Here is a 12,290-nt window from a genome sequence, read left to right as displayed (position 1 = left end):
CTACTTGCTACAAAGGGGGGAATCCGATCCTATTGGATCGAATCCACCGCAATAATTTTCACATGGAAATTTAAGGTTTGACCGGCCAGCGGATGGTTAAAGTCGACGATAACCTCGTCCTCACCAATCTCGCTGATCACTCCGGGCAACTCACCACTGCCATTATCAAAAGAGACGACCAGGCCGGGCTCCAGTGCCATATCCGGGGAAAAAGTATCCCGGCGCACCTTTTGCAGGTTTTCCGGATTGCGTTGACCAAAGCCTACCTCAGGCGGTATCTCGATCTCGGCTTCATCCCCCGCCTGCAAACCAAAAAGTGCTTTTTCGAAACCCGGCAGCAAGCTGCCATCGCCAACACTGAAGGAGGCGGGGTCACCTTTGAAAGTTGAATCCACCTCAGTGCCATCGTCCAATTTAAGGCTAAAGTGCAGTGTCACCCGGCAGTGTTCGCCAATAACGACATTACTCATAGTTCGTTAAACTTCCACGTTATTTTTTGCTTTGCCACTGTCTTTTTCCGCAAAGAAAAGTAGCTCAATAACCAGCATTGCAGCGCCGATACTAATTCCCATATCCGCAACATTGAATACCGGAAAGTGCCAGCTGCCGTAATAGACCGAAATAAAATCTCTGACGTAACCCAGCAGCACGCGATCCCACAGGTTGCCCAAGGCCCCCCCAAGAATCAGCGCCAGGGCGCAGGGTTCCCAGCACTTTGTCGCCGGCAAGCGCCACAACCAAACAATGACAACGACGCTAAAGCTGAGGGCAATAATTCCAAAAAACCAGCGCTGCCAGCCCCCCGCATCGGACAGGAAACTAAAGGCGGCACCGTAGTTTTCCGCATAAGTAAATTGCAGCAGGCCCGGAATAATCTGCATCGACGGGCCGTGCATAAACATATCCACAGCCCAGACTTTGCTGGCGATATCGAGGACAACCACTATCAGCGCCAGCCAGTACCAGCGCCATGGATGCCCCCAAACAGGATTGAAACTAGGCATAGTGCCTCACTTCTCCTTCACCAGAGACATTATCCACACAGCGTGCGCAAATATCTGGGTGCTCTGTTGATACACCCACATCGGCGCGGTAGTGCCAGCAGCGCGCGCATTTCGGGTGATCCACTTTGCTCACGCTCACTTTCAGCCCGTCCAGCTCGGTGGACTCGGCACCGGCGGCATCGCTGAGCGGCTGTACCGAAGTGGAGGAACAAATCAGCACAAAGCGCAGCTCATCTTCCAGCTCCAACAGCTTCTCGCGCAGGTCATCTTCGGCGAACAGAGTCACCGCCGCTTGCAGGGAGCCGCCGATGGCACCGGCTCCGCGCTGCTCTTCAAGTACCTTGTTTACCGCAGTTTTTACTTCGGCGATAGCAGCCCAATAGTCCGCACCTTTAACCGACTCCGCCGGCAGTTTCGGCAGCGAATACCACTCTTCGATAAAGATGCTGTCCGCTTTGGCACCGGGAATAAACTGCCACAACTCCTCTGCGGTAAAGCTCAGGATAGGCGCGATCCAGCGGACAAATGCCTGAACAATATGGTAGAGCGCAGTTTGCGCAGAGCGGCGTGCAGTGCTGTCCTCTTTGGTGGTGTACTGGCGATCTTTAATGATGTCCAGGTAGAAGCCACCCATTTCCACGACACAGAAATTGTGCAACTTCTGATAGATCTGGTGGAACTGGTAGTTATCGTAAGCCGCGATAATTTCATCCTGTAGACGCGCCGCCTTATCCAGGGCCCAGCGATCCAGCGCCAGCAGTTCACCCTCCGGCAGCAAGTCTTTTTGCGGGTCAAATCCAGCCAGATTGGACAGGAAGAAGCGTGCGGTATTGCGCAGGCGGCGGTAAGAGTCCGCTGTGCGTTTCAGGATCTCATCGGACACCGCCATTTCACCGCTGAAGTCAGTGGCGGAAACCCACAGGCGCAGTACATCTGCACCCAGTTTATTGATCACATCCAGCGGCGCCACGGTATTACCGATGGACTTGGACATTTTTCGTCCCTGGGCATCTACCGTGAAACCGTGGGTCAACACTTGCTTATAAGGGGCACAATCGTTGATAGCGATGGAGGTCTTCAGTGATGACTGGAACCAGCCTCGGTGCTGATCCGAGCCCTCAAGGTACAGATCTGCCGGGAAACGCAGGCCGTTGCGGCGCTCCAGTACGGCGTAGTGAGTCACACCGGAGTCGAACCAGACATCCAGGGTGTCGGTCACCTTTTGATATTGGTCCGCCTCATCACCGAGCAGCTCCTGCGGGTCCAGATCGAACCAAACGTCCATTCCCTCGGCATCGACCTTTTCAGCCACTTTGTCCATCAAAGCGGGGGTATCCGGGTGGATTTCGTGGGTCTCTTTGTGAACAAACAAAGCGATGGGCACACCCCAGGTACGCTGGCGGGAAATACACCAATCCGGGCTGCCGTCCAGCATGGCATCAATGCGGGCCTTGCCCCAACCGGGGATCCACTGAACTTCATCCGCTGCCTTCTGTGCATTCTCCAGAAGGTCATTCTGCTGCATGCTCACAAACCACTGCGGAGTTGCGCGGTAAATAAGCGGCGTCTTGGTGCGCCAGCAGTGGGGATAGCTGTGCTCCATCTTGCCCTGGTGCAGGAGTACACCGCGCTCCTGTAACAGAGCCACGATCTTGTCGTCCACCTTGTAGACGTGCTCACCGGCAAACAGCGGTACCATATCGCGGTACACGCCGTTGTCATCGATATAGTTCAGGGTGTCGATGCCGTAGCGCTTGCCCACCTGGAAGTCATCGGGGCCGTGATCCGGCGCTGTGTGTACACAACCGGTACCCGCATCGGTGGTGACGTGATCGCCGAGGATCATCGGCAACTGCTTGTCGTAGAAGGGGTGGTTGAGCTTCAAGTGCTCCAGGGCGGCACCGCGAATTCGGCCGACCACTTCGCCCTCGAGCCCCGCCTTTTCTAATACTGCATCCTTGAGTGCCTCGGCAACGAGCAAGCGGCGCCCAGCGGTTTGCACCACAACGTATTCCAGCTCGGCGTTGACCGAAACCGCCTGGCTGGAAGGGAGGGTCCAGGGCGTTGTGGTCCAGATAACCACCGATAGCGGGCCCTCACCGGCGTGCCCACCTGCGGCGTCGGCAATCGCCAGGGACGTCTCTTCCGTCGCCGAGTAGCAGACGTAAATGGAATAGGAGATCTTGTCTTGGTACTCCACTTCCGCTTCCGCCAGGGCCGAACCGCCCACAACGCTCCAGTACACCGGCTTAAAGCCCCGCGCCAAATGGCCGTTTTTGACCACTCGTCCGAGCGAGCGAATAATGTCGCCTTCGAACTGGAAATCCATGGTGCGGTAGGGGTTATCCCACTCACCGAACACCCCCAGGCGGACAAAGTCTTTCTTTTGCCCATCCACTTGCTTGGCGGCGTACTCGCGGCACTTCTGGCGGAACGTTTTGTGGTCCACCTTGGCGCCAGCCTTGCCGATCTTTTTCTCGACGCGGTGCTCAATCGGCAGGCCGTGGCAATCCCAGCCCGGCACGTAGGGGGCATCGAAACCACTCAGGGTTTTCGACTTGATAATAATATCTTTGAGAATCTTGTTGACCGAGTGACCTATATGAATATCCCCGTTAGCGTAGGGAGGGCCATCGTGCAGGATAAACTGCTCGCGTCCCGCCCGCGCCTCGCGGATTTTTTCGTAGAGCTTGGTTTCCTGCCACTTTTTCAAAATAGCCGGCTCGCGCTGGGGCAGATTGCCGCGCATAGGAAAGTCGGTCTCAGGCAGGTTTAAGGTCACTTTATAATCAGTCATTGGATGTCTACTTCAGCTCTAGTAGAGAATAATTCATCGTCTGTATAGCGGTTAGCGCCCCTTGGGGTTGTGCACAAACCAGTCTTTAGCATCGTCAATATCCTGGGCGATGCGGGCTTTGAGGATTTCCAGGGAGGCAAACTTCTCTTCATCGCGCAGTTTGTGGCAAAACTCTACCGCTAACTCCCTTCCGTAGAGATTGCCATCGAAATCAAACAAGTTGACTTCCAGTAGTGGCCGGGCGCCCTCCCCTTCAACCGTCGGGCGAAACCCCACATTGGCCACACCGTCAATTTCCCGCCGCCCGCTTGCCAGTGCCGTTCCATCCGCAGCCGTGGTGCGCACGGTGTAAACACCAACCAGCGGGGAGCGGTAGCGATGCAGGCGTACATTCGCGGTGGGCGCACCCAGTTGCCGGCCCAAGGCGCGGCCGGGGGCGACCCGCCCGGTAATACTGTAAGGCCGTCCGAGCAAGGTCTCAGCCAACTCAAATTCGCCCCGCTGCAATGCTTCGCGGATACGGGTACTGCTCACTCGGGCTGCGCGAATCTCAAGCGTAGCCGTGTCTTCCACCGTGAATCCATTTTCGACTCCGGCGCCCTGGAGGAATCGGTAGTCGCCACTGCGATCACAGCCGAAGCGGAAATCGTCCCCCACGACTAAGTGGCGAATTCCAAGGCCGTCTACCAGAATGCGGCGCACAAAGGCATCCGCACTGAGGCTGCGCAGCTTCTCGTTAAATTGCAGGCACAGCACCCGGTCGGCACCGGCATCAAATAGTGCCAGCACTTTCTCTTTAAAGCGCATCAGGCGCGCCGGCGCCTTCTCCCCGGAGAAGAACTCGTGAGGCTGGGGCTCAAAGATAATCGCCACTGAGGGCAGATTGTGCTCCTGTGCGCGCTGCTTGAGCTGCGCAACAATCGCCTGGTGACCGAGATGCACACCGTCGAACGAGCCGATCGTCGCCACGCTTCCCCGATGGCGGGGGCGCAGGTTGTGTAACCCGCGAATTAGTTCGCACTCCTGGGTCAAAGCGATTTTCCCATCCTCATAAAAACGAGCCGCACAGTATAGCGGATTCCCACTGGGCGGCCAGGGGCCATCTTTATCCAGATAGCCCGCTAAAAACTAACTAGTCGCGCGGAAGTGCCGGGGGCGCAAGCCGGAAGCCAGCAGGACTGACAGATAAGTGGCCCCACCGGCAGCCACAATCAGACCCATACGCCAGGCGCGGTCATACCAAGCCCACTCGCTCCACTGTGACCATAGGTGCAAGGCCCCCAACAAAATCGCGACCATCGCCAAGTTCGCCAGAAGCAACCTGACTAGGTAAGCCCCCCACCCCGCTTCGGGCTTATACACATCATCGCGGCGCAAGCCCTTATAGAGCAGCCAGGCGTTGATCGCCGCTTGGCAAGCCGTGGCCAGCGCCAAGCCCATATGGCCGAGCTTAAAGTAATAATTGAGCGGTATTACAAACAGAAGGCTCAATACCATTTTTGCCGCTATTGCGATCAGGCCAAAACGCACAGGGGTATAGGTGTCCTGGCGGGCAAAATAGCCCGGTGCCAACACCTTAATCAGCATAAACGCCAATAACCCCATGGCATAGGCCCGCAGGGACCAGGCGGCCATTTGCATATCGCGCGGCTGCATCTGCCCGTACTGGAACAGTGTCGTCAGAAGCGGCTCCGCCAATACCACCAGGGCAACCGCCGCTGGCAGGGAGATAAGCGTAACACTGCGCAGGGCCCAGTCGAGGGTGTGACGGAAGCGACGGGGATCTCCGTCGCTGTGTTGCCGCGACAAGCTGGGCAAAATCACAGTAGCCACTGCGACCCCAAATACCCCCAGGGGCAACTCGGTGAGGCGGTCGGAGAAATAGAGCCAGGAAACACTGCCGCTGGGCAGGAATGAGGCCAACAGTGTGTCCAGTACCAGGCTGATCTGGGTCACTGACACGCCAAAAATGGCCGGTGCCATCAGGCGCAAAATTTTGCGCACCCCCCGGTGCTGCCAGTCCCATTTAGGGCTCGGCAACAGCCCTTCACGGGCGAGAAAGGGCAGCTGAAATAGCAGCTGCACCACCCCCGCCACAAGAACCCCCCAGGCCAGCGCCATAATGTGTGGGTCAAACCAACCTGTCGCGACAGTCGCCGCAGCAATCAAAACCAGATTGAGCAGCACCGGCGTCAGCGCCGGAATAGCAAAGCGGTCGAAAGTATTGAGTATTGCCCCGGTAAATCCCGCCAGGGAAATCAACATCAAATAGGGAAAGGTGATCTGCAACATATCGGTGGCGAGATCAAATTTCTCCCGCTCACTGCCGTCCCACCACCAGCCAAAAGCAAAAATACCCGTGACCAGCGGAGCGCAGAGAACACCAAACAGGGTAACCAACAAAAGTACGCCGCCGAGAGCACCCGCGACCCGATCATTTAATTCCCGCGCAGCCGCCTTGCCGCCCTTTTGGCGATACTCGGCCAGCACCGGCACAAAGGCCTGGGCAAATGCGCCCTCGGCAAATAGGCGGCGGAAAAAATTGGGAATTTTAAACGCGACAAAAAAGGCATCGGCGGCATCCCCCGCACCGGCAAAGCGAGCCAGCGCCACATCGCGCACCAGCCCGGCCACTCGCGACAACATGGTGGCCGCGCCGACAACGGAACTGCCCCGCAGTAACCTGGAGGCACCAGATTTTTCGACTGCCTGTTCCTGAGCTTGGGGTGACTGTGGCAAAACTCGGGCTCCTGGCGAAATTTGAAACTTATTGGCCGGCAAGTCTACCGCAAAATCCGGGGGTATATGGGGTCATCAACCCCGTTAGAGCCTGCTGCGGGGGGGAGCGCGAGCCTATACTAAGAGCGAGCTAGCCGCGCCACCGATGGAGCGGGCGGCGCGGGGAAATAAGGGATGGCCATTAGCGCTTTGATTATTGCCCTGGCTCTTACAATTGTGCGGGATATAGCAGTCGTTGATGGCCCCGGCCCCGCCTGTCCATCCACGCTCTGCGGTAACAGCCGTCGCCCCCCCCCCTGCCAGCTCCCGAGCTGATATTTGGAGCGACCGCCATATTTCGCCACAATTGAGCCGCTGTTTGTCACAGCCGCGCCACGCCAGCGCCTCCTTGCCGCTGTTTAATAACACTCAAACGGGCCACAACAGAACAGGCCCAAACGAGTAAGAAAAAAGCCGCTAAGGAGCACAACAATGAAAAAAGTAATGATGGCCGTTGCCCTGAGTTCTCTGATTGCCACTGGAGCCCAGGCCAAGGAGCACAGCGAACCCAATTTGACTCCGGCCAAGCAGGCCTCAGTCTTTACCGGTTCCGCAATAGCCGGTGCAGCTCTGGGTGGACCCGTTGGCTTTATCGCCGGAGCGCTCGGCGGAGCCTGGCTCGGAGAGCAGATCAAGCAAGCAGACGAGGCAGATATGCTGGCAACACAACTGACAGAGAGCCGTGCAGAGCTCAGCAACCTGGCACAGCAATTGGATGCGGCTCAACTGTCCGCGAACGACGCCGGCCAACTGGCTCTGGATTCACTGCAATTCCAAATGCTGTTCACCACCGGGGAGGATGAGCTTCAAGAGGGACAAATAAACCAGCTGAGCGCCATGGCTGACTTTCTCAAGCGCCACCCCCACCTGCAAATTCACCTGGAGGGGCACGCAGACCCCCGCGGCAGTGACGGCTACAACAATGTGCTGTCCGATCAACGCGCCCTGAGTGTGGAAGAGGCCCTGGTAGCGCTGGGAATCGACGCAGAGAGAATCAGCCGCAGCGCACTCGGCTCCACCTATTCCCAGGCAACCCGGGGCGATGTAGACGCCTACGCCATGGAGCGCCGCGTCGACATCCGCTTCTCCCTGCCGGAGTCCATGGCGGGAAACTTCTAAGCTCAAGGGGCACTGCGGACAGCAAATCCGCAGCCCCAGCTTCAAGCGCTATTAGATAAGCGCGAGTGGACTCCAAATCCACTCGCACAGCTCCGAACGGATAAAAATCCTGTTGTATTTGCGGGCGCCTTGCGCCCGCCTTTTTGCCTAACCCCTGCAACTTCGTGCATGATTCCCCGCCTGAAAGGAATTAAATCGGGATTTGTCATGAGTGCAACCATCGCCATTGTCGAAGATGAACGCGCTATCGCAGAAAATTACCGCGATGCCCTGCGCCGCCACGGTTATCGGGTCGATTTATACAGTGCCAGGATTGAGGCTATGGAAGCTTTTCGCCAGCGGCTGCCGGACCTGGCCGTAATTGATGTGGGCCTCGGCAGCGAAGTGGAGGGAGGCTTTGAGCTCTGCCGCGAGCTGCGCGCTATGGCACCGAGCCTGCCAATATTATTTCTCACCGCCAGGGACTCAGAGCTGGATATTATTTCCGGACTGCGCCTGGGCGCTGATGATTACCTCACCAAGGATATCTCCCTACCCCATATGCAGGCGCGAATTAACGCCCTACTGCGCCGCGTCAGTGTATTGCGGGACCAGAGCGATGAAGGCGAGAGCTTAACCCAGGGAAAATTGTGGCTGGATATCTCCAGGCTTCACTGCCACTGGGATGACCAGCCTGTGGATCTGACCGTGACCGAATTCTGGATTGTCCACGCCCTGGCCAAAAGGCCCGGCCATGTTAAATCCCGCAGCCAGCTTATGGAGGCGGCCCGCGTGGTATTAGATGACAACACCATCACCTCTCACGTCAAAAGAATCAGGCGCAAATTCCAAGCGCTGGACACAGAATTTAATGCCATAGGAACCGCCTACGGCATGGGCTATCGCTGGCAGCTGTAAGCCGCCGCCGAGCGAGCAATATCAAAACCTTAAGTATGAACCTACGCCGCCAACTCTTGCTCGTCAGCCTGATCGCACTCACCCTGCCCTGGGCCGGCTGCCAGTACCTCCGCCAGGTGGACGCCGCCCTCGCACAGGGCCAAATTCAGGCAATCGAAGCGACTGCGGCGGCAATTGCCGCGCGCCTCGCCAGCGCCCCCCAACTTATCGCCCCAGACCCCCAGCGGTTATCGCGTCCACCTGGAGCCCAGCTCTACCTGCACCCCTTATCACAGGCGCCGAGAATTGACGGCTATGGCGATGAATGGCGCACACAGGGGCTGGAGCCCAGAACACTGCTGGACGAGCAGCTATCCCCCTTAGCCCAGATGACACTGGGGCAGCTAAATCAGCAAATCTACCTGCTCCTCACGGTTGCCGACTCAACACCCGCCTACCGGGACCCACGCACGGGCCTAATCGCTGGCGGCGACACGGTAGAACTGTTCACCGCCGACCGCCACTACACTCTGCCCGTGGCCAGCCAGGGCGCCGCCAGTGCCCTGTGGCACAACCCGCGAGAGGGCCGCTACGAGCGCGAGCTGCGCCTGCGGGGCCGCTGGACAAGATCCGCCAAGGGGTATCAATTGGAACTGACCCTGCCCCGGGCCCTGACCGGTGGCGCCCTCGCCATCCGCATTCGCGACAGGGTCAACAGCGACGGCTCCCCACCGGCACACAGCGCCAATACCCTGCCAGCAGATGGTCGCCCGGGGCGCCTGGTAGGCCCTCTACCAGAACTCCAGGCGGAGCTGGACCACTTTGCGCGCCCGGGGCTACACCTCGCGGTTGTGGACAGCGAGGGATTTCTTCTCGCCAGCAACGGGCAACTGCACCTGACCGAGCCCCAAACCGATTCCTGGCTGCAAAGCTGGGCTTACCGCAAATTACTCGCCCGAGAGCATTTGCCACAGCTGCCGGAAAATAATTTGCCACTCCCAGCCCCCGGCAGGCGCACTACTCGGGAGCAGTGGTACTCAGGGCCTCTGCAATCCCGCATTGGCGTAGTCAGTGTGCCCGTAATCACCCGGGTCGATGAAGTGGTTGAGCGCCCCCTCCTGGGACAGGTGCTGGTTCTGCAATCCGGCGAGGCGATGCAATCGGTAACGGAGGGTGCCGCTCACCGCCTGTGGTTAATCAGCTGCACCGCTGCCGCTATCGCCCTGCTTTTTCTTTTGGGCTATGCCAGCTGGCTTTCCTGGCGCGTACGCAAGCTTCACCAGGCCGCCCGCAACGCGGTAGATTCCAGTGGCAAGCTGCGCGGTAACTTTCCCCGCTCGAAAGCCGGCGATGAGCTGGGGGAGCTAAACCGGGCCTTCGCCAGCCTGCTCGGCGAGCTGGACCAATACCACCAGTACCTGCGCACTCTCGCCAGTAAGTTGTCACACGAGCTGCGCACCCCCCTGGCCGTAGTTCGCTCCTCCCTGGACAACCTCACCGCCGGGGAGCTCGACGAATACAGTCGCCGCTATGCCGAGCGGGCCATGGACGGCAGCGCGCGGCTGTCAGGCATTCTCAACAGCCTCTCCGCCGCCAGCAATCTTGAAACCAGCATCCACCAGGCGGAGCGGGAGCCCTTCGACCTGGCAGACCTGCTTGAAGTTATGACACAGTGCTATGGCGATGCCCACAGCGGACACCGATTCGCCCTGAACAAACCCGCAGGGGAACTGCCCTGCCACGGCGCAGCGGAGCTATTGGCACAGCTGCTCGATAAACTGGTAGATAACGCCTGTAGCTTTGCCCCCACGGGCAGTGAAGTCCGCCTGTCAGTGACAGCGAATAGCAATAAGTATCTGATCACCGTGGGCAATGACGGCCCCCTGCTCCCGGACGGCTACGCCCACAAGCTGTTCGACTCGCTCGTATCCGTGCGCAAGCAGGGCGATAACGCCGGCCACCTGGGGCTGGGGCTGCATATCGCCAAACTGATTGCCGACTTTCACGGCGGTACCTTAAAAGCCCGCAACCGCAGCGACGGCAGCGGTGTAGAGTTCAGCCTGGAGTTGTCGAGCGGGTGACCGCGACCGCAGATTGACAACATATCTGCACCGAGGCGCCCGCGATGGTTGACAAACAACCAACTGTAGCGATAATGTCGCGTCCCGATCGGGCCCCAGGGCCTGTTAGTTACAGATTTATAGATTCCAGACAGGAGCAACCGGTGGCCAACTCACCTCAAGCGAAGAAACGCGCGCGCCAGAACGACAAGCGCCGCATGCACAACGCCAGTCTGCGCTCCATGGTGCGCACCTACATCAAGAAGGTAGTTGCGGCCATCGATGCCGGCGATGCGGAAAAAGCAAAAACTGCGTACGCAGAAGCAGTTCCCGTTATTGACCGTATGGCAGACAAAGGCATTATTCACAAGAATAAAGCCGCTCGTCATAAGAGCCGTCTGAACGCTCAGATCAAAGCTCTGGCCGCCTAACCCCTTAGGCAGCAGACACAAAAAAGCCCCGCATTGCGGGGCTTTTTTGTATTCGAAACCTGCCAATTCAGAGCAGGATCAGGTTATCGCGGTGAATCAATTCATCGTCATCCCGATACCCCAAAAGGTCGGCAAACTTCTCCGATGGCTGCCCCAGAATCCGACCACTCTCACTACTGTCATAATTGACCAGGCCCCGCGCTATCTCGCGACCTTCAGTATTCCTGCAAGACACCAGATCCCCCCGCCGGAAACGCCCCTCAACGGCGGTCACCCCTACCGGCAACAGACTGCTACCACTGCCGCTCACAGCCGCTTCGGCACCGGCATCCACAGTCAGGGTTCCGCGCACTTGCAACTGCCCCGCCAGCCAGCGCTTGCGCGCCGCCAGGGGGTCCGCCTCTGGCAGTAACAGGGTGCCCAGCTGCTCGCCGGCACAGACTTTATCTATCACCGCCTCCAGGGCACCGCCAGCGATCACTGTGCAGGCTCCTGAGCGTGCTGCCAGCTGCGCTGCGCGCACCTTGGTGGTCATACCGCCGCGACCCAGACCGCTGCGAGAGTCTCCCGCCATTTCCAGCAGCCTGGGATCAAGCGCAGAGGCCTCACCAATTAGCTCCGCCTCAGGATTGTCGCGGGGGTCTTCGGTAAACAGCCCGTCCGCATCGGTCAAAATCAGCAGGGCATCCGCCTCAACCAGGTTCGCCACCAGCGCCGCCAGGGTATCGTTGTCACCGAAACGTATCTCGTCAGTCACCACCGTGTCATTTTCATTCACGATAGGCACAGCCCCCAGAGACAGGAGTGTGCGCAAAGTGCTGCGAGCATTCAGGTAGCGGGTGCGATTGGAGAGATCGTCGTGATCCAGCAGGATCTGAGCGCTGCGAATATTAAAGCGGTTAAAGGCCTGCTCATAAACCTGTACCAGATGGCTCTGCCCCACGGCAGCGGCCGCCTGCAACTGGTGGATAGACTCGGGCCGGCGACACCAGCCCAATCGGTCCATACCAGCCGCAACAGCGCCGGATGACACCAGAACGACTTCGATTCCTCGACGGCGCAAATCAGCCATCTGCGCCACCCAGGCAGAAATGGCAGCGGTATTCACACCTCGACCATTATCTGTCAGAAGGGCGCTACCGATTTTTATCACCCACCGCTGGGCCTTGGTCAACGCCTGCCGGGACACTGTTGCGGAGTCCATGCTTCCCCCTCAGGACAAGGT

10 protein-coding genes are annotated in these 12,290 nt (G+C 58.5%); 4 read left to right on the top strand and 6 right to left on the bottom strand.

Translation table 11 applies throughout. The annotated features are described in order from the left end of the window. Positions 1-29: 29 nt before the first annotated feature. From ACJJIF_RS17640 to murJ, 5 genes are all read right to left on the bottom strand, one after another. A complete protein-coding gene (locus ACJJIF_RS17640; protein ID WP_444929596.1) occupies positions 30-470 on the bottom strand; it encodes an FKBP-type peptidyl-prolyl cis-trans isomerase in 441 nt (146 codons plus the stop codon). Positions 471-476: 6 nt separating this feature from the next. Further along, positions 477-1,004, bottom strand: a complete 528-nt coding sequence (gene lspA, locus ACJJIF_RS17635) for a signal peptidase II (RefSeq protein WP_444929595.1) — start codon at positions 1,002-1,004, stop codon at positions 477-479. Continuing rightward, positions 997-3,801 (bottom strand): isoleucine--tRNA ligase, encoded by a 2,805-nt coding sequence (gene ileS / locus ACJJIF_RS17630; RefSeq protein WP_444929594.1) that lies wholly within the window; start codon positions 3,799-3,801, stop codon positions 997-999. The genes lspA and ileS overlap by 8 nt, the downstream gene beginning before the upstream one ends. A 51-nt stretch (positions 3,802-3,852) precedes the next feature. Beyond that, positions 3,853-4,833: a bifunctional riboflavin kinase/FAD synthetase gene (gene ribF, locus ACJJIF_RS17625; protein ID WP_444929593.1), complete on the bottom strand. Its 981-nt coding sequence runs from the start codon at positions 4,831-4,833 to the stop codon at positions 3,853-3,855. A gap of 96 nt (positions 4,834-4,929) precedes the next feature. Continuing rightward, positions 4,930-6,540, bottom strand: a complete 1,611-nt coding sequence (murJ, locus tag ACJJIF_RS17620) for a murein biosynthesis integral membrane protein MurJ (protein WP_444929592.1) — start codon at positions 6,538-6,540, stop codon at positions 4,930-4,932. 471 nt (positions 6,541-7,011) lie between these two features. Here murJ and ACJJIF_RS17615 point away from each other — a divergent pair, with 471 nt between their 5' ends. From ACJJIF_RS17615 to rpsT, 4 genes are all read left to right on the top strand, one after another. Further along, complete coding sequence (locus ACJJIF_RS17615) at positions 7,012-7,698, top strand: OmpA family protein (RefSeq protein ID WP_444929591.1); 687 nt, start codon at positions 7,012-7,014, stop codon at positions 7,696-7,698. A gap of 207 nt (positions 7,699-7,905) precedes the next feature. Continuing rightward, complete coding sequence (gene pdsR / locus ACJJIF_RS17610; RefSeq protein ID WP_444929590.1) at positions 7,906-8,595, top strand: proteobacterial dedicated sortase system response regulator; 690 nt, start codon at positions 7,906-7,908, stop codon at positions 8,593-8,595. Positions 8,596-8,630: 35 nt separating this feature from the next. Continuing rightward, on the top strand, positions 8,631-10,655 hold the full coding sequence (locus ACJJIF_RS17605) for an ATP-binding protein (RefSeq protein WP_444929589.1): 2,025 nt from the start codon (positions 8,631-8,633) through the stop codon (positions 10,653-10,655). 143 nt (positions 10,656-10,798) lie between these two features. Then, positions 10,799-11,065 carry a 30S ribosomal protein S20 gene (rpsT, locus tag ACJJIF_RS17600; RefSeq protein WP_108731693.1) on the top strand — a complete coding sequence of 89 codons (267 nt, stop codon included), beginning with the start codon at positions 10,799-10,801 and terminating at the stop codon, positions 11,063-11,065. A gap of 67 nt (positions 11,066-11,132) precedes the next feature. Here the strand turns inward: rpsT and proB are convergent, their stop codons facing one another. Beyond that, positions 11,133-12,269, bottom strand: coding sequence for a glutamate 5-kinase (proB, locus tag ACJJIF_RS17595; protein ID WP_444929588.1), 1,137 nt, complete (start codon positions 12,267-12,269; stop codon positions 11,133-11,135). Positions 12,270-12,290 lie beyond the last annotated feature (21 nt).

It is taken from the genome of Microbulbifer regidiadema (SeqCode) (assembly GCF_052467605.1).
This window is presented reverse-complemented; position numbering and strand designations above follow the sequence as displayed.

What these genes read in the sequence shown, in the direction of transcription:
- ACJJIF_RS17605 (WP_444929589.1), top strand. Translation starts at nt 8,631, where the DNA reads ATGAACCTACGCCGCCAACTCTTGCTCGTCAGCCTGATCGCACTCACC.
- pdsR (WP_444929590.1), top strand. Translation starts at nt 7,906, where the DNA reads ATGAGTGCAACCATCGCCATTGTCGAAGATGAACGCGCTATCGCAGAA.
- proB (WP_444929588.1), bottom strand. Translation starts at nt 12,269, where the DNA reads ATGGACTCCGCAACAGTGTCCCGGCAGGCGTTGACCAAGGCCCAGCGG.
- ACJJIF_RS17640 (WP_444929596.1), bottom strand. Translation starts at nt 470, where the DNA reads ATGAGTAATGTCGTTATTGGCGAACACTGCCGGGTGACACTGCACTTT.
- ACJJIF_RS17615 (WP_444929591.1), top strand. Translation starts at nt 7,012, where the DNA reads ATGAAAAAAGTAATGATGGCCGTTGCCCTGAGTTCTCTGATTGCCACT.
- lspA (WP_444929595.1), bottom strand. Translation starts at nt 1,004, where the DNA reads ATGCCTAGTTTCAATCCTGTTTGGGGGCATCCATGGCGCTGGTACTGG.
- ileS (WP_444929594.1), bottom strand. Translation starts at nt 3,801, where the DNA reads ATGACTGATTATAAAGTGACCTTAAACCTGCCTGAGACCGACTTTCCT.